This is a genomic window from Bacillus sp. FSL K6-3312 (genome assembly GCF_038007485.1).
Lineage (GTDB): Bacteria > Bacillota > Bacilli > Bacillales > Bacillaceae > Bacillus > Bacillus pumilus.
In genome coordinates this window covers 2,497,874-2,514,417 of the sequence record NZ_JBBOXI010000001.1, presented here as the reverse complement: position 1 = coordinate 2,514,417, position 16,544 = coordinate 2,497,874, and the positions used below count along the sequence as shown (strand labels likewise).

Below are 16,544 nucleotides of genomic sequence, written 5' to 3'. Positions count from 1 at the left end.
GATAAAAGAAGGAATGACAATGAATCCTATCAAAAAGCTAATTGACCGGCTGTCAGCATTTCAGCTGATAGCCCTCTATTATTTTCTTGCTGTAACCGTATCACTTATTCTTCTCAGCCTCCCAGTGGCTCATCAAGAGGGAGTGAAATGGACATTTATTGATGCTTTATTTACGGCGGTGAGTGCGGTAAGTGTCACAGGACTCACTGTTGTTGATACCTCGCAAACATTTAGTGTGGCAGGTATGTGGATCCTTGCGTTTGTCCTGCAAATCGGAGGTATCGGCATTATGACGCTCGGTACCTTTGTGTGGATTGTCATGCGAAAAAGGATTGGGATTAAAGAAAGAAAGCTCATCATGGCAGATCAAAACCAGAGCAATTTATCAGGTATTGTGAAATTAATGAAGCAGGTCTTATATTTAATTTTGCTCATTGAGTTTGTAGGCGGTCTGATTTTAAGCATGTATTTTCTCAAATATTACGATGTGCAAGGAGCATTCTTACATGGCTTCTTCTCAAGTATTAGTGCGACCACCAATGGGGGCTTCGATATTACAGGGAACTCGCTCATCCCATACAAAGATGATTATTTCGTCCAATTTATTACGATGCTGCTAATCATCTTTGGAGCGATTGGCTTTCCTGTGCTCGTGGAAGTGAAGGATTATTTATTTAATCAGGACCGAAAGCACGCATCGTTCTCATTGTTTACAAAAATCACAACGATTACGTTTGGCGGTCTTGTCGTTGTTGGAGCGATTGGCATATATGCACTTGAAGCCGGGTTCAGTTTCCTAGGGAAAAGCTGGCACGAAATCTTGTTTTATTCTTTTTTCCAATCGACCGCAACAAGAAGTGGGGGTTTAACAACATTAGATATTACCCAGCTGACAGAACCGACCCTTTTATTTCTATGTATGCTTATGTTTATCGGGGCTTCCCCGAGCTCTGTGGGAGGCGGAATTCGAACAACTACGTTTGCCCTTAATTTACTCGCACTGTTTCATTTTGCTAGGGGAAATAAGTCCATTAAAATCTTCAAAAGAGAGCTTCATCAAGCGGATATTAACAAATCCTTGATGGTGACAATGATGGCCTTTATTTTGGTGTTTGGCGCTACGTTCCTGTTATCCTTATCTGAGCATAATACACTTCTAGAAAATTTATTTGAAGTTTGCTCTGCATTCGGAACAACAGGGCTATCGCTAGGAATCACCTCGGACCTTACGGTGTTCGGTAAGTGTATCATTATGATGGTCATGTTTATTGGGCGAATCGGCATTCCAAGCTTCTTATATTTAATTGGCCGAAGAGAAAGCGAAGCGAATTATCATTATCCGAAAGAGCGCGTCATCATCGGCTAAACAGCATTCCGAGCGAATGCTGTTTTTTTATTTCCATTATCTAACTGGCTAAATTATATGGGATGTTCGCAATCTATAGGTAAGAGGTGAACGAGACGTGCTGGATGTAATATGGAAAGCAATTGTCATGCTGCTAGTTGGTACCTTGCTGCTGAGAATAGCAGGGCCTAAATCCATTAGTCAATTAACTGTTCAACAAACAGTGATCATGATTTCAATCGGATCGATTATTATCCAACCCTTTATTGAGCACAATTTACTTGAAACGATTTATGCCGCCGCTACATTTATCATTGCACTCGTCATCATGGAAAAATTGTCTATCCAATCTGATTTCTTTGAAAAATTGGTTTCAGGGAAATCTGTGGTCATTTTGCAGGATGGAGAAATGCTTGATCACAAGCTGAAGAAAACGAGGCTCACAAGGGATGAATTCAAAATGCGCTTAAAGCAGCAAGGCATTACAGAGATCAGCAGTCTCAAAAAAGCCACCCTAGAAGCCAATGGACAAATCGGCTATGAGTTAAAGCCAGAGGAAAAGCCCGTGACGGTCAAACAAATGAAGGAACTCCTAGACCAATTAAGAGAAGAACTAAATATGTTAAAAAAGGACTGATTTCAGATGAAAAGAAAAGCAGCGAAAAATGAAGCACTGACAAATAATATGACACCGACAGAAAGCATGGCACATGATCAAGGACAAACGCAATTTGATGAACAATCAAGAGATCGTCAGGCAAACCGAAATTCTCATAAAGGGAAACAAGGGGGAGGATCTCGTGACTAAGAAGCATGTAAAAAGCAAGGACATGAAAGACCATAAAAAGCCAATGGACCCAGATATCTTAGAAGAGGAATTTGGCAGTGAGCTTGGAGATATCAACAGCAGCAAATGGATTGATACGCTTGTAAAGCCTAAGAAAGATGCTGAATGTGACAATGGACACATGAATGAAAAATAGAAAAAACGATCCGCGCGGGATCGTTTTTTATTTGCTATAACTGCCTTGTCTGCCGGTGATTGTACGCATGAGATTGGTCATTTTGAGCTCAATCACTGGCTGTGCAACGGTTTGAACAAAGGTGCTAGACAGGGTAAAGGTTAACAGAATGGTTAGCAGCAATAACATGAGCACACTTGCTGCATTCAGGGCCCAGTCATCAAACCAAGTCGTTCTAAGCAGCTTAATTACAAAGCCATGTAATAAATACACATATAACGTTCTTGTGCCCCATTTTGTAAAGAAGAAATGGCGTGTTGGCACTAAAGCAAAGAAGCTGAATGTAGCGCCAAATGCAAGCAGATACCATGCCATTCGTTTCATTGGCGCAATCACTCCCTCATCACCAAGAGAAGCATATGACTGTGATCCAAATAAGAAGGAATAATCAAATTCATAGAAATAGCAAAACAAGAATACAGCCATTAATACAAGAAGTGCTGCCAGCTTTCCTTTACTTGTACGGATGAATTCAAAATGCTGCTTTTTTAAATAGAAGCCTGCTAAAAACATTGGCAAAAAGACAAACGTACGTGATAAGCTCAGCGTATTGCTAATATTGTCCACGTAACCGACAAGTAACGCAATCGATAAACTGACGATCATCGCCCAGTGAAATGGCAGTTTAGAAAAAGGAATGAGCAGCAAATTCCAAAAGAATAAACTAATTAAGAACCATAAAGACCATTGCGGATCAATTGGATTTAAATTGGCCATGCTTTGATCCTGCAAGAGATAATAGTAAACGGAATAGATCACCTGAAAAATGAAATATGGGATGATCAGCTTAACAGCAACTTTTTTCATAAAACCTGGCTTTCTAAACCCTTTTGCAAAGAAACCGGAAACTAAAATAAAGGCAGGCATATGAAAAGTATAAATAAACTTGTATAAATAAAGCATCCAATCATTATCATGAATGAATGATCGTAACAAATGACCAAAAACAACTAGAAAAATCAGAAGAAACTTCGCATTATCAAAATAACTATCTCGTGAAGATGCCATAACATCACCTTTCCTGTTTGATTTCAAACATAAATGCTCTAAGTGCACTGTTCCCGTATTTGCCCCATTTTAAAATACATTTTGGCTCATTTCGCTATTTGATTTGAAATTGTAGAACGGCTGTAAAAGAAGCGTAAGAAAAGAGAATCGAAGTTCAATCCTGTCATCCAAATGAAATAAATGAGACAGTCTTCGTGCAAGAAGTTATCTTTTTTTATGAGTCGAATGAAGGAACAATGAAAATATTGTAGAAATATTGTAGAGGAATGAGGCTGGAAAAGGAGTGTAAGAAAATGACTGAAACGCTCGATGGCGCAGAAAATATCAGAAAATTAGAAAAAGAGAACGAATATTTGCGAACAGAGTTGATGCAGCAAAAAATGCTGTTAAATAAGACGTTAGATGCCATTTTCATATTTGATCAACACCTCAATATAATCCAAGCCAACGAAGCGACATGCAGGCTTGTACAGACATCGAAAGAAGACCTCCTCAATAAATCCGTTCTAGATTTCCTATATGGCATCCCGAAAGACAGAATTGAATGCTCCCTCGATTTATTTTTTCGAAAAGGAACGTTAAGAAGAGAAATTTCCATTCAGCTTGAAAACGGCGAAACAAAATACATTGAATTTGTTGCAGAGCATGACGTTTTGAATCAGCAATATATTGTCGTCATGCGAGATATTTCCTCAAAGAAAATACTAGAACGAGAAAGATCCATGAATGAGCAGCTGTTCAAAGATTTGTTTGACCGAGCCATTGACGGAATGGTCATTTTTGATCAGGATGGCTGCATGATCGACGCCAATCATTCTTTTTGTCAGAGCTTTGAGCTGCAAAAGACTGATTTAACCGATCGTTATTTAAATGAATTTGTCGAAGATGAAAATCTTCCAGCCTTGCAGCACCTTTTAACGTCACTTAAAGAAACAGGGAAAGCCAAGGGAGAACTTCCCGTTACCCTTCAATCTGGCCAGTACAAATTATTCGAGCTCACCATTACATCAAATGTGATGAGCGGTTTTTATATGTCCATCATGCGGGATATTACAGAAAAAAGGTTAATGGAAGAAAAGCTGTTAAAAAGTGAGGAACGCTTTAGAGAAATTTTTGAAAATGCAATGGATGCAATCATCATATGGGCAGATGATGGAGAGATTGTGAGGGCCAATGAATCAGCCTGTCGCATTTTTGAATTGCCTATGCACTCACTGATTGGCAAAAAACTCACAGACTTTCTCGTGAAATCTGATCAGAGATATAGACCGACTAGAAGACGATATATTCGGAATCATGAAATAAGGGAAGAGCTTTTGTTCAGAATGGCAAATGGTCAGTTTAAAGAGCTCGAGTTTACATCAAAGCATGCGGTATTAGAAGGACAGCACTTAACCATTTTACGTAATGTGAGTGATCGAAAAAGGATGGAGGAGGAGCTGCGCGAAAGTGAGCTCAAATTCCGTAAAGTATTTAATGGATCAATGGACGGCATTGTTCTTTTTGATAACCAATACCGCATTATTGAAGTCAATCCATCCGCAAGCGAGCTGCTCGGATTGAAAGATGATCATTTAACGGAAATGAACCTTTTCCATATCCTTGCGCCTTATCAAATTGAACATTTGGCACAGCCTGCCCAGGCGATGTCATTAGATGAAATGGACAATGAAGTGCCGTTTGTGCTGAACCACCCAGATCAGCGTATATTGGAATTCTCTTTTAAACGCAACATCATTCATAATATGAATTTGGCGATCTTTAGAGATGTGACAGAGCGGAAGGAATTAGAAGAGCGGGTGAGAAAATCAGATACCCTTCATGTGGTCGGAGAGCTTGCCGCTGGAATTGCGCATGAAATCAGAAACCCGATGACAGCATTAAAAGGCTTTATTCAGCTGTTAAAAGGAAATATAGAAGGGGAATATTCGCTCTATTTCAATGTCATCACTTCAGAGCTAAAAAGAATTGAATCGATCATCACCGAATTTTTGATTTTAGCGAAGCCGCAAGCCATCGTATATGAAGAAAAAAATGTGGTGCAAATTGTGAAGGACACGATGGATCTGCTGCACGCACAGGCGAATCTTGGCAACGTTCAAATGCATCTCAATGTGATGGATGAGATTCCGCTCATTTATTGTGAACAAAACCAATTAAAACAAGTCTTTATTAACATTTTAAAAAATGCAATTGAAGTCATGCCGAGAAAAGGAAATGTCTATGTGAGCATTCAGCGGAAGGGCGAAGAGCATATTGTCATTTCACTGCGGGATGAAGGCTGCGGAATGGCAGAGGACAAGCTAAGGCGTCTAGGGGAACCATTTTATACGACAAAAGAAAGAGGAACTGGACTTGGCTTAATGGTTAGTTATAAAATTATTGAAGAGCATCAAGGAACCATTGAGGTAGAAAGTGAGGAAGGGGTAGGAACTGTCTTCCATCTCACGCTGCCACTGAGGCAGAAGAAACAAGAAGGAGAGCATTAACGTGTATTATACCGTCTATCACGCACCAATTGGGGCATTATACATACTAGAAAAAGACGATGCCATCATCGAAGTGATGTTTGATGATGAGCCGTTTTTAGCAAAAAAGCAAGAATCTAATCTAAAAGAAGAAGAAACGTCAGTATTACAAGAAGCGAAAAAGCAGCTAGATGAATATTTCAAGGGGGAGCGCCAAGTATTCGATCTCCCGCTCAAGCAAAAGGGAACTTCGTTTCAAGAGCAAGTGTGGGAAGCACTTTCGACTATTCCGTATGGTGAATCAAAAAGCTATGCAGACATTGCAAAAGCGATTGGTCACCCAAAGGCAGTGAGGGCGATTGGACAAGCCAATAGACGCAATGCATTACCTATTTTTATTCCCTGTCACAGAGTGATTGGAAAAGACCGCTCTCTGACAGGCTATGCAGGAACGAAGACAGATATGAAAGCGGTTCTGCTTGAATTAGAAGGTATCCCATTTGTTCAAAAATAAATCGATTGACCTGTTCCAAATGTTTTCCAAGCGACATATCCTTTTATTAAGCTAAAAAAGTTGGTTGAGGGAAAAAGGAGGGCGCTAGGAAATGTTTTGGGACAAAAAGAATAAAATGTATGCCGTCACATCACTATGTGTCAAAATGAAGGTGTTGACAGAAGAACAGAAAAAAGAAATTTTAGCAAAAACGAATGAAATAAAAAAGCGCGGTGCTCTTAAATAATAAGTACACGGCGCTTTTTTTATGATCAGAGTGAGATGCTGTCAGTGAACAGAGCATCAATCTCTTCTGTATAGTTCGACGTAATAATCCCTTTCTCTGTAATGATCCCTGAAATGAGATGGTGAGGAGTGACATCAAAGGCGGGATTGAATACCTGAACATCAGGTGGTGCAATTTGGACGCCGTTTAATTCCTTTACTTCCAGCGGGTCGCGCTCTTCAATTGGAATATCTGCCCCGTCTTTGGTTGAGATATCAAAGGTAGAAAGCGGTGCAGCTATAAAAAACGGAATTTGAAAATGCTTGGCTAAAATGGCAAGACTTAACGTGCCAATCTTATTCGCCGCATCTCCATTACGGGCAATGCGATCAGCTCCAACAATGACAGCAGAAATTTGCTTTTCTTTCATCGTATGGGCTGCCATGTTATCTGTAATGAGCGTCACATCTACTCCGCCTTGCATGAGTTCCCATGTTGTCAGCCTAGCCCCTTGGAGAACAGGGCGTGTTTCACAGGCGTAAATGTGAAGATCGAGATTTTTCTTTTTGGCTAAATAAAATGGAGCAAGGGCTGTTCCGTACCGGCTCGTGGCGATGGAGCCTGCATTGCAAATGGTCATAATCCGATCACCCGATTTAAAGAGCTGGAGTGCATTTTGACCGATTTGTCTGCATGTTTCTTCATCTTCAATTTGAATTTGAATGGCCTCATGGACAAGGTCTGTTTTGGCTGCATTGACCGAAGCTGCACGATCAATGCGCTGCAACAATCGCTCTAATGCCCAGGCTAGATTCACAGCAGTTGGACGAGCACTGTTTAAATATTCTTTTATTTGAATGACTTCTTGTTTAAACACATCGATCTCTTCTGTCTCAATGTCTTGGGCACTGAGCGCCAGTCCAAAAGCTGCTGTGATGCCAATGGCAGGTGCTCCCCGCACTTTTAATGTGACAATGGCATCATACACGTCTTCTTTTGTATATAGATGCTCAAACACGGATTCTGCCGGTAATTTTTGCTGATTCAAAATGTTAATATGGTTTTCTTCCCATTCGACAGAACGGGGGACTTCAAATTCTTTAGACAAAACCCGTCACTCCTTTACAGATTGCTGGAATAATGCGACGAGGTCAGACGCTGTTTCCACTGCATGATATTGTTTGATGAATGTTTTTCCGAGCGTAAGTGCTGCTTTTTTCTGCTGAATCCGTTTAGATGGTGATGGAATCGCATCGAGATCAGCGGCATGAGCAAGGCCAATCGTTCGGCGGACAAGTTCACAGCCCGCAAAGCCTGTCGCTTCTTTTAAAATACGGTCAAAGGTTGTTTCTAAAAAGCTGTCAGATACACTAAACGCTTCAATGCTGTCTTCTTTCCAAGCTTTTGCGAACACTTCTTTGAAGGTCGCCCATACATTGACGACATGGTCAAAAAGGTGCTGCTGATCATGTTCATTCTCACGGGACAAAGCATTCAGGAACAGATTAGCGATAAAGTGACCGATATCGAATCCGAAGGGACCATAAAAAGCGAATTCTGGATCAATGATTTTTGTTTCCGTCTCACTTGCAAAAATACTACCTGTATGAAGATCTCCATGAACAAGTGTTTCGGCAGATGTCAGGAAAATACGCTTCAATTCAGCTGCTTTTGCCTGCACTCCAAGATCTGCCCAAAGCGCTTCGGCAGCTTCTCTTAATTCTTCTTCGAAATCATTTGTGCCGCTATCAAAGAAAGGATCTGTGAAGACGAGCTTTTCGGTAATGTCACAAAGGTCCGGATTCGTAAATTGCTTCACAAATTGTTTTTTGATTTTAGGATTTGTGGCAAAGTCAGAAGTGTAGAAAAGTGTTTTCCCTAAAAATTCTCCGACATGATCGGATAAATGCGGATATTGTTTTCCGGCAATTAGCCCTTTTCTGACGATTTCTAGGTGTGATAAATCCTCCATTGCCGTCACAGCAAGAGCTGTATCTGAATAATAGACTGCTGGTACGAGATGCGGTGTATACTCTGACTGCTTGATCAGGGCAGCACTTTCGATTCTCGCACGGTCTAATGTAAGCGGCCAGCTCTCTCCGACCACCTTGGCGTAAGGCAGTGCCTGCTTGATGATCAAACCTTTTTCTTGTTTATGATCAAAAATATGAAAGACGTAATTTAAATTCCCGTCACCGATTTCCGTACATGTCAAATGACGGCTTTCTTGGATCAAGCCAAGTCTAATTGCGAGTGCAACTGCCGAGCTTTCTGTTAATTCTTCATATGATGACGTAAGTGTAACCAATTGCTTCCCCTCCAAATCATATAAAAAAACCTCTTTCTCCTGAGAGAAAGAGGCTTGATGGTGTGTATGCTCAAAGCCTCTCTTATCTCTCAGCACATACGTCTGATGGAATTAGCACCGTGCCCTATAAGACAGTTGTCTTGGCGCTTACTTGCTGCGCCCCACTTCACAGTGGTATTAACGGTCGGTTGCTGTTGGGGTCAAAAGGCCAAATCCCTCGCCCAACTCTCGATAAGAGAAATCAATATGTAATTGTCTCGTGTCTGTTTGCATTTCTTAATTCAAGATATTATCAGAGCTGCGCTTTACATGTCAATCCTTTTTCGAAATTGCTTTACAATTCATAAAACAATCCATTACAGTGTTTGTATTGCTACGTAACTTGAATAGAAGGTGAAGATAAATGGAATTCCAGCAATCAGATGTATTGAAACAATTACCGACACAATTTTTTGCAACTCTTGTCCAAAAGGTGCAGAAAAAAGTGCAGGAAGGCGCAGATATTATTAATTTAGGGCAGGGAAATCCTGACCAGCCAACTCCCGCGCACATTGTAAAAGCCATGCAGGAAGCGGTATTAAAACCTGAAAATCATCAATACTCGTCATTCCGCGGAACAGCGAAATTAAAAAAGGCTGCCGCTGCCTTTTATGAAAGAGAATATGGTGTCACGCTTGATCCGATGACGGAAATTGCGATTTTATTTGGCGGAAAAGCGGGGCTTGTTGAGCTGCCGCAATGCCTGCTGAATCCGGGTGATACACTCCTTGTTCCAGACCCAGGTTATCCTGATTATTGGTCAGGTGCCGTGCTTGCTGGAGCTCAGATGGTGACGCTGCCGCTTCTTGAACAAAATGATTTTTTACCTGACTATGACCGGTTGCCTGAGGATGTTAAGAAAAAAGCAAAGTTGATGTATTTAAATTATCCCAACAATCCGACAGGTGCTACGGCAAGCCGTACATTTTTTGAAGAAACCGTTACATTCGCAAAAAATCACAAGCTCTGTGTTGTCCATGATTTTGCCTATGGCGGCATTGGGTTTGATGGTGAAAAGCCAATCAGCTTTTTGCAAACAGATGGAGCGAAAGAGACAGGAATTGAAATATACACATTGTCTAAAACGTATAATATGGCAGGCTGGAGAGTAGGTTTTGCAGCAGGAAATCCGTCTGTTATTGAAGCGATTGAGCTTTATCAGGATCACCTGTTTGTTTCACTGTTCAAAGCCACTCAAGATGCGGCAGCGGAAGCTTTGTTAAGCGACCAAACGTGCGTACAGGTGCAAAATGATCGATATGAGAATCGGCGAAATGTGTGGATTGCTGCCTGCAAGGAGATTGGCTGGGAGGTCACTGCACCAAAGGGGTCGTTTTTTGCTTGGCTAAAGGTGCCAGAAGGATATACATCTGAATCTTTTGCTGGCGTATTATTAGAGAGAGCACATGTGGTTGTGGCGCCAGGGAATGGGTTTGGTACTCACGGTGAAGGATACGTGAGAGTAGGACTTTTAACAAATGAGGAACGGTTAAAAGAAGCCGCTCGGCGAATCGATGCCTTGAATCTGTTTGAAAATAAGCCATTGACAACATGAATAAACGGTGCGATAATTCAGACAATATTTAAGAAAATTGAATATTCTTATCAAGAGTAGGCAGAGGGACTAGCCCAATGAAGCCCGGCAACCGACTTCCATGAAGCACGGTGCTAATTCTTGCAGCAAGCGCTGAGAGATAAGATTCGGATGAATGACACGAAACAACCTCTTTAAGGCGCTGATAAAGCACTTGAAGAGGTTTTTTTATTGACCATATGCATGACGCAATCGAAAGGGGATCCCTAGTGAGTGAATTACTGGCAACATACGTATTAACACATCGAGAGGATGAACAAGTGAATCAAAAAGCGGAGCAGATCGCGCTTGGTTTAACAGTTGGATCATGGACGGATTTGCCGCAGCTCAAAAAAGAGCAGCTTCAAAAGCATAAAGGCCGGGTGGAAAAGGTATCAGAAAAGTTTGCTCCAGCCGAAAATGGCCTATATCAATCTGAGGTGACCATTGCTTATCCTGAGGCTAACTTTTCAGCGGATATACCGGCTGTTTTGACGACGATCTTTGGAAAGCTTTCACTAGATGGAAAAGTGAAGCTAGTCGACATTCAATTCTCAGATAGATTTAAAAGAAGTCTGCCAGGACCGGTATTTGGAATTGATGGCATACGAAAAAAAGCAGGCGTGTTTGATCGACCTTTGTTGATGAGTATTTTTAAAGGTGTCATTGGCCGTGATATGGCAGATTTAAAAGAACAGCTCCGTTTACAAGCATTAGGCGGCGTTGACTTTATCAAAGACGATGAAATTTTATTTGAGAGCCCACTAGCCCCTTTTGAAGAACGAATCAAAGAAGGAAAAAAGATATTAAAAGAAACATATGAAGAGATAGGGCACCGCACGCTATATGCCGTTAATTTAACAGGCAGAACCTTTGAACTAAAGGATCGAGCAAGAAAGGCAGCTGAACTTGGAGCGGATGCACTCTTATTCAATGTCTTTGCCTATGGGCTAGATGTCATGCAAAGCTTAGCTGAGGATCCAGATATTCGATTGCCTATTATGGCCCATCCCGCAGTAAGCGGTGCTTTAACATCATCGCACGAATATGGATTCTCCCATTCTCTTCTTTTAGGTAAATTAAATCGATATGCTGGTGCTGATTTGAGTCTTTTTCCCTCACCGTATGGGTCGGTCGCACTTCCGAAAAAAGATGCCTTTGGAATCTATGAAGCTTGTGTAAAAGAGGATTCGGTTCAAAAAACGTTCCCTGTTCCGTCAGCAGGCATTCATCCTGGAATGGTACCAGTTTTGATGAAAGATTTTGGACTCGATCATGTGATAAATGCTGGTGGAGGAATTCACGGACATCCGCATGGAGCCATCGGGGGAGGGAAAGCATTTCGATCGATCATTGATGCGGTGACACATGGAGAGTCGATCCAAGAGAAGGCAGCTTCTTGCCAAGATTTAAAAGCAGCACTTGAACTATGGGGAAGGGTAGCAGAATAAATGAAAAAACCAATTGTATGTTGTGATTTTGATGGAACCATTACGAAAAATGATAATATCATTCGCATCATGAAACACTTTGCACCAAGTGAATGGACGGAGCTAAAGGACGATGTTCTCGCAAAGGAGATCACCATTCAAGAAGGCGTCGGGCAGATGTTTCAATTACTGACGAGTGATCAAAAAGAAGCCATTCAATCGTTTATTTTAGAAGATACAGAGATTCGAGAAGGATTCAAGCAATTTGTTGATCATGTGAAAAAGGCTGATATTCCCTTCTATGTGCTAAGCGGCGGGATGGACTTTTTTGTTCATCCCATACTCGAGGGCATTGTGGATCGAGCCGATATTTACTGCAATCATGCGTCATTTGGGGAAGAGCATATTCAGATTGAATGGCCGCATGCCTGCGATTCGCAATGTCAAAATGGCTGCGGATGCTGCAAGCCGTCAATCATTCGAGAGCTGACCTGTGAGAATGACTTCATTATCATGATTGGAGATTCAGTCACCGATGTGGAGGCGGCAAAGCATGCGGGTCTCACATTTGCGCGTGACTACTTACTAAACGAATGTAAAGAGCTCGGGCTTGTCCATCTAGAGTATGAAACATTTATTGATCTTAAAGCACAATTTGATCAAATAAAGGAAGTGAAGGAATGGCAGACGCAAAGAACAAGCGCTGGCAGGAGCTAGCAGACGTCAAACGTGAACTGGCACAAAGAGACTGGTTTTACGGAACAAGCGGCAATTTATCGATCAAGGTGTCGGATGATCCAATCACGTTTTTGGTGACGGCAAGCGGCAAAGATAAACGAAAAGAAACAGATGAAGACTTTGTTTTAGTAAATGCGGCAGGTAAGCCTGTTGATCTGAATGAACCGCTTAGACCATCAGCTGAAACACTGCTTCACAACTACGTGTATGAGCAGACGAATGCAGGCTGCTGTCTCCATGTCCATACAATCGATAATAATGTGATCTCTGAACTGTATGGGGATAAAGGCGAGGTTCGTTTCAAAGGAAACGAAATCATCAAAGCGCTTGGTTACTGGGAAGAGGATGCAGAAGTGTCGTTACCGATTATTGAAAATCCAGCCCATATCCCGCATCTTGCAGCACAATTTGCAAAGCATCTCACTGAAGAGTCGGAATCAGGTGCTGTGCTCATTCGGAATCACGGCATCACAGTCTGGGGAAAAACAGCCTCTGAAGCAAAACGAGTATTAGAGGCGTATGAATTTTTGTTTAGCTATCACTTAAAATTAACGCTTTATCAAAAGCAGCTTGTCACATAAAAAGGAGGAAAAGCACATGGCGACGATTTTGATTCATAATGAAGAGAACACATTACTTGAAAGCGAGCAAGAGGTGGCAACCTATTTAGAAAACCAAGGGGTCATTTATGAACATTGGGATATTGCAAAGCTGCCAAACCGTTTATCAGAAAAGTATGACTTAACAGATGAGGAAAAGAAAGAGATTTTGACTGTTTTCCAAAAGGAAATTGAGAGTATATCTGAAAAACGAGGATACAAAGCGCAGGACGTGATTTCATTATCTGATGCGACACCAAATCTTGACGACCTGCTCCAAAACTTTCAGCGTGAGCATCACCATACAGATGATGAAGTACGTTTTATTGTAAGCGGACATGGAATCTTTGCCATTCAAGGTAAGGATGGCGTCTTTTTTGATGTGAGACTGAATCCAGGCGATTTAATTTCTGTTCCGCCACATATTCGTCACTATTTTACACTTCAAGAGGATCGAAAAGTGGTTGCCGTTCGCATATTTGTCACAACAGAGGGCTGGGTGCCAATTTACGATGAAGAAAAGGTTTAATGACAAAAGCTGATCATTCCGCATGAGGCGGAAGATCAGCTTTTTTTTAGGGAAATAGACATAAAACGAGAAAGAAAATAGTTGATTTTGATCTTCTACATAGGATAAAATTCTGTTTAATCCATGTGTCAGTCCTGTCCAAATTTGAAGTTTACCCCCAAATATGATTGGGTAAGAGGTCTTTAGGCTGTAAAAAATTAAATAAAATTAGCATATTTAATTTAATTTACAAATAAAGTATAATTTTGGTGTCGGATCATTTTGAGCATAGACAGTCGAATTCATTGCGGGAGCTGAGATCATGAATAGTTATGTAAGGAAAGAACAATTGCTAATGTCAATTGATGAGAAGAGAAAACAGATGGTAGAAGCTGCTCAAGCAGAAGGCTACACTGGTGAGACGACAATTAAATATAGTCAAGAACTGGACAACCTGATGAATGAGTATCAGCATCTCCTTTTTCATGAGAAACAATCTGCCCCCTCTTTTCATGATCTTGTATCTCAAATGAATCTTCTATCTGTAAACCGTCCCTCTTATTGACATGAAAAAACCGGTCTTGCCTAAGCAAAACCGGCTGAATGTTTCAGCTATGCTGAGTGAGCAGAAGGAAGCATGATCATGACGGTTGTTCCTTTATTCACTTCGCTCTCGATATCAATTGTTCCGCCATACATCGAAATGATTCGTTTACACACGACAAGCCCAAGACCTGTCCCTTTTTCCTTCGACGTAATAAAAGGGAGGAAGATATGTTTTAACATTTCTTCTTGTATGCCTTCACCCGTATCTTTCACTTTAATAATGACATGTTCTTTTTCAGCCTCAATCAAAATCTTCAAATGACCGCCATTTGGCATCGCTTCTAATGAGTTCTTCGCTACATTTAATACGACTTGTTTAATGTGATCTTTTGTGCAATAAACACCAACATCTTGAATCGTATTAATTTGCAAATCAACCTCAACATTATAAAGGTTCGCCTCAGAGAAAACGATCGGCATGATCTCACTTACAATTTCTTTTACAGAGTTATTCTGCCATTTTTCTGCCGTTGGTTTCCCTAATACAAGAAACTCACTGACGATTTGGTTAATTCGTTTGATTTCTTCTTCAATGACAGAAAAATAGAGCTGATCTTCTTCAGAGTGATACTTCTTTTGCAAAAGCTGTATAAATCCACTAATCCCTGTTAATGGGTTGCGAATTTCATGTGCTGTACTTGCTGCGAGGGTCCCGATTAATTCAAGCTTTTGTGCCTCATTTTGATGACGCTCCTGCTGAGTTTGACGCCTTAAAATGACATATTGGACAAGTGTGAATAAAATATTTAATAAAATAAAAGCACTGGATAGAGGAACTAGCGTAACGGACAGTACTTCACTAGTTGAAGCACGCTGCGGAAAAACCTCTAGCTTCCAGCTATTTTCATCTAAATATGTAGACACGGTGCTATCATTTTCTGATGCTGGCTGCGGACCACTTGTAAACACGACATGTCCATTTTGATTCAGCATCTTAAAATGAAGATCAGGGTTCAATACATTCATAATATTTCTTAAATAATCAATTTGAATGGCGGCGACTAGCACATTGGTGACTTCTTCGTTTTCATCCAGCACAGGCACACAAATGGAAAGAATCCGTTGTTTTGTAATTCGGCTCACATAGTTATCTGTGATCACCGTCTGCTTGGTCACTTGAATGCGCTTAAAGTAATCTCTGAATGATAGGTTGATTTTTTCCTTTAACGGTGTCGTGCTTACTGTTACATTTCCTTTTTTGTCTAGGAGATACAGACCTGAAAAACGAGGTTCTTGTTTATAGATTTTCTCTAGGCTGTTTTGTACTTTTTTCGTCTCGAGAGGCTGGTCAAATCCCATGGCAAGTGAAGTTAATCTCGCTTCTGTTTCACTAATTAAATAATTCATTTGGTTTTTGTGAATATTTAACATAAGTGTAGCAGTTTGTTTGTTTTTTAAGTCGATTTTTTCCGTTTCTTTTTCGTAGATAAAATAACTAATGATTAGGGTTGGAATCATGACCAAAATAAGGTACAGCCTGATCTTCTTCCAAAACCCTTTCAATATACTCATCATTCATCGCTCCAACGTATTACCTAATAGACTTATTATAGCATTGAACCTATCTTTATTACGATGACTTGTGTGATTTTTAAAAAATTAGGTGATTCGTTCTGGTCTCATTTTCATGCTAAAGATGGATCAAGATGTTGACATTTTACTTATTGTTTATTAATGTCACATTAGTGGGTTGCATTTCATAAAGGATGATAAAAAAATGGAAAATCATAATGTTGAGAAATCTTTGAAATTATTTATTGTATTATCACGTGCCTATCGCTCGATTAATCATCACATGAACAAGCATATTGTGAAGCACGGGCTGAATCCGACTGAATTTGCAGTATTAGAATTGCTGTATCATAAAGGGGATCAGCCGCTTCAGCAAATCGGTGATAAGATTTTACTTGCAAGCGGCAGCATCACGTATGTGGTCGATAAATTGGAGAAGAAAGAACTCCTCAGTCGTAAGGCCTGTGCAGAAGACCGCAGGGTCACATTTGCGCATATTACCGAGCAGGGACGAGCTTTGCTTGATGATATCTTCCCAGATCATGCGAAAGAAATTCATGAGATGATCAGTGTCCTGAGCGAGGAAGAGAAGGATGCCTGCATTGACATGCTTAAACATGTGGGACTCCGTGCAAAACATTTATATGATCATAAAGAATAAATAAAAAA

Annotated in this window: 18 protein-coding genes and 2 riboswitches; of the genes, 14 read left to right on the top strand and 4 right to left on the bottom strand. The window is 40.7% G+C overall.

Annotation, left to right across the window (positions count from 1 at the left end; genetic code table 11):
• Positions 1 to 19: 19 nt before the first annotated feature.
• The 4 genes from MHI11_RS13050 to MHI11_RS13035 all read left to right on the top strand — a co-directional run bounded on the left by MHI11_RS13050 (position 20) and on the right by MHI11_RS13035 (position 2,328).
• Entirely contained in the window at positions 20 to 1,366 is a 1,347-nt protein-coding gene (locus MHI11_RS13050; RefSeq protein WP_340961196.1) for a TrkH family potassium uptake protein, read from the top strand.
• Between the two features lie 97 nt (positions 1,367 to 1,463).
• The gene (locus tag MHI11_RS13045) at positions 1,464 to 1,982 is read left to right on the top strand and encodes a DUF421 domain-containing protein (RefSeq protein WP_044139769.1); all 519 of its coding nucleotides are present in this window, start codon (positions 1,464 to 1,466) and stop codon (positions 1,980 to 1,982) included.
• A gap of 6 nt (positions 1,983 to 1,988) precedes the next feature.
• Positions 1,989 to 2,153 (top strand): hypothetical protein, encoded by a 165-nt coding sequence (locus tag MHI11_RS13040; RefSeq protein WP_012009727.1) that lies wholly within the window; start codon positions 1,989 to 1,991, stop codon positions 2,151 to 2,153.
• Positions 2,146 to 2,328, top strand: a complete 183-nt coding sequence (locus MHI11_RS13035; protein WP_044139771.1) for a hypothetical protein — start codon at positions 2,146 to 2,148, stop codon at positions 2,326 to 2,328. The genes MHI11_RS13040 and MHI11_RS13035 overlap by 8 nt, the downstream gene beginning before the upstream one ends.
• A 27-nt stretch (positions 2,329 to 2,355) precedes the next feature.
• On the opposite strand, the gene MHI11_RS13030 is transcribed toward MHI11_RS13035, so the two are convergent.
• Entirely contained in the window at positions 2,356 to 3,375 is a 1,020-nt protein-coding gene (locus MHI11_RS13030) for an acyltransferase family protein (RefSeq protein ID WP_340961195.1), read from the bottom strand.
• Between the two features lie 293 nt (positions 3,376 to 3,668).
• On the opposite strand from MHI11_RS13030, the gene MHI11_RS13025 reads away from it, so the two are divergent.
• The 3 genes from MHI11_RS13025 to MHI11_RS13015 all read left to right on the top strand — a co-directional run bounded on the left by MHI11_RS13025 (position 3,669) and on the right by MHI11_RS13015 (position 6,583).
• Positions 3,669 to 5,864 (top strand): PAS domain-containing sensor histidine kinase, encoded by a 2,196-nt coding sequence (locus MHI11_RS13025; protein ID WP_044139773.1) that lies wholly within the window; start codon positions 3,669 to 3,671, stop codon positions 5,862 to 5,864.
• A 1-nt stretch (position 5,865) separates the two neighbouring features.
• A complete protein-coding gene (locus tag MHI11_RS13020) occupies positions 5,866 to 6,357 on the top strand; it encodes a methylated-DNA--[protein]-cysteine S-methyltransferase (RefSeq protein ID WP_106065177.1) in 492 nt (163 codons plus the stop codon).
• 91 nt (positions 6,358 to 6,448) lie between these two features.
• Complete coding sequence (locus tag MHI11_RS13015; protein WP_003211599.1) at positions 6,449 to 6,583, top strand: hypothetical protein; 135 nt, start codon at positions 6,449 to 6,451, stop codon at positions 6,581 to 6,583.
• Between the two features lie 25 nt (positions 6,584 to 6,608).
• Here MHI11_RS13015 and mtnA read toward each other — a convergent pair whose 3' ends face one another.
• Both mtnA and mtnK read right to left on the bottom strand, forming a co-directional pair.
• On the bottom strand, positions 6,609 to 7,670 hold the full coding sequence (mtnA, locus tag MHI11_RS13010) for an S-methyl-5-thioribose-1-phosphate isomerase (protein ID WP_340961194.1): 1,062 nt from the start codon (positions 7,668 to 7,670) through the stop codon (positions 6,609 to 6,611).
• Between the two features lie 6 nt (positions 7,671 to 7,676).
• Entirely contained in the window at positions 7,677 to 8,870 is a 1,194-nt protein-coding gene (gene mtnK / locus MHI11_RS13005) for an S-methyl-5-thioribose kinase (RefSeq protein ID WP_340961193.1), read from the bottom strand.
• A 79-nt stretch (positions 8,871 to 8,949) separates the two neighbouring features.
• Positions 8,950 to 9,108: riboswitch (SAM riboswitch) on the bottom strand.
• Positions 9,109 to 9,273: 165 nt separating this feature from the next.
• Here mtnK and MHI11_RS13000 point away from each other — a divergent pair.
• From MHI11_RS13000 to MHI11_RS12975, 6 genes are all read left to right on the top strand, one after another.
• The gene (locus MHI11_RS13000; protein ID WP_340961192.1) at positions 9,274 to 10,464 is read left to right on the top strand and encodes a pyridoxal phosphate-dependent aminotransferase; all 1,191 of its coding nucleotides are present in this window, start codon (positions 9,274 to 9,276) and stop codon (positions 10,462 to 10,464) included.
• Positions 10,465 to 10,508: 44 nt separating this feature from the next.
• Positions 10,509 to 10,610: riboswitch (SAM riboswitch) on the top strand.
• A gap of 102 nt (positions 10,611 to 10,712) precedes the next feature.
• Entirely contained in the window at positions 10,713 to 11,933 is a 1,221-nt protein-coding gene (mtnW, locus tag MHI11_RS12995; protein WP_340961191.1) for a 2,3-diketo-5-methylthiopentyl-1-phosphate enolase, read from the top strand.
• Positions 11,934 to 12,629: a 2-hydroxy-3-keto-5-methylthiopentenyl-1-phosphate phosphatase gene (locus tag MHI11_RS12990; protein ID WP_340961190.1), complete on the top strand. Its 696-nt coding sequence runs from the start codon at positions 11,934 to 11,936 to the stop codon at positions 12,627 to 12,629. It abuts the gene before it with no gap.
• Positions 12,593 to 13,231, top strand: coding sequence for a methylthioribulose 1-phosphate dehydratase (locus MHI11_RS12985; protein WP_340961189.1), 639 nt, complete (start codon positions 12,593 to 12,595; stop codon positions 13,229 to 13,231). The genes MHI11_RS12990 and MHI11_RS12985 overlap by 37 nt, the downstream gene beginning before the upstream one ends.
• A gap of 16 nt (positions 13,232 to 13,247) precedes the next feature.
• A complete protein-coding gene (locus tag MHI11_RS12980) occupies positions 13,248 to 13,778 on the top strand; it encodes a 1,2-dihydroxy-3-keto-5-methylthiopentene dioxygenase (protein ID WP_111912595.1) in 531 nt (176 codons plus the stop codon).
• A gap of 301 nt (positions 13,779 to 14,079) precedes the next feature.
• Positions 14,080 to 14,322, top strand: coding sequence for an aspartyl-phosphate phosphatase Spo0E family protein (locus tag MHI11_RS12975; protein ID WP_044139783.1), 243 nt, complete (start codon positions 14,080 to 14,082; stop codon positions 14,320 to 14,322).
• 47 nt (positions 14,323 to 14,369) lie between these two features.
• Here MHI11_RS12975 and MHI11_RS12970 read toward each other — a convergent pair whose 3' ends face one another.
• Positions 14,370 to 15,875 (bottom strand): ATP-binding protein, encoded by a 1,506-nt coding sequence (locus MHI11_RS12970; protein WP_111912597.1) that lies wholly within the window; start codon positions 15,873 to 15,875, stop codon positions 14,370 to 14,372.
• A 205-nt stretch (positions 15,876 to 16,080) separates the two neighbouring features.
• Between MHI11_RS12970 and MHI11_RS12965 the strand changes: the two genes are divergently transcribed.
• Positions 16,081 to 16,536 carry a MarR family winged helix-turn-helix transcriptional regulator gene (locus MHI11_RS12965; RefSeq protein WP_003211701.1) on the top strand — a complete coding sequence of 152 codons (456 nt, stop codon included), beginning with the start codon at positions 16,081 to 16,083 and terminating at the stop codon, positions 16,534 to 16,536.
• Positions 16,537 to 16,544 lie beyond the last annotated feature (8 nt).

Excerpts from the sequence above, each read along its gene's own strand:
- MHI11_RS13050 (WP_340961196.1), top strand. The coding sequence starts at position 20 with ATGAATCCTATCAAAAAGCTAATTGACCGGCTGTCAGCATTTCAGCTG.
- MHI11_RS13040 (WP_012009727.1), top strand. The coding sequence starts at position 1,989 with ATGAAAAGAAAAGCAGCGAAAAATGAAGCACTGACAAATAATATGACA.
- MHI11_RS13030 (WP_340961195.1), bottom strand. The coding sequence starts at position 3,375 with ATGGCATCTTCACGAGATAGTTATTTTGATAATGCGAAGTTTCTTCTG.
- MHI11_RS13025 (WP_044139773.1), top strand. The coding sequence starts at position 3,669 with ATGACTGAAACGCTCGATGGCGCAGAAAATATCAGAAAATTAGAAAAA.
- MHI11_RS13015 (WP_003211599.1), top strand. The coding sequence starts at position 6,449 with ATGTTTTGGGACAAAAAGAATAAAATGTATGCCGTCACATCACTATGT.
- MHI11_RS13000 (WP_340961192.1), top strand. The coding sequence starts at position 9,274 with ATGGAATTCCAGCAATCAGATGTATTGAAACAATTACCGACACAATTT.
- MHI11_RS12990 (WP_340961190.1), top strand. The coding sequence starts at position 11,934 with ATGAAAAAACCAATTGTATGTTGTGATTTTGATGGAACCATTACGAAA.
- MHI11_RS12985 (WP_340961189.1), top strand. The coding sequence starts at position 12,593 with ATGGCAGACGCAAAGAACAAGCGCTGGCAGGAGCTAGCAGACGTCAAA.
- MHI11_RS12980 (WP_111912595.1), top strand. The coding sequence starts at position 13,248 with ATGGCGACGATTTTGATTCATAATGAAGAGAACACATTACTTGAAAGC.
- MHI11_RS12975 (WP_044139783.1), top strand. The coding sequence starts at position 14,080 with ATGAATAGTTATGTAAGGAAAGAACAATTGCTAATGTCAATTGATGAG.
- MHI11_RS12970 (WP_111912597.1), bottom strand. The coding sequence starts at position 15,875 with ATGAGTATATTGAAAGGGTTTTGGAAGAAGATCAGGCTGTACCTTATT.
- MHI11_RS12965 (WP_003211701.1), top strand. The coding sequence starts at position 16,081 with ATGGAAAATCATAATGTTGAGAAATCTTTGAAATTATTTATTGTATTA.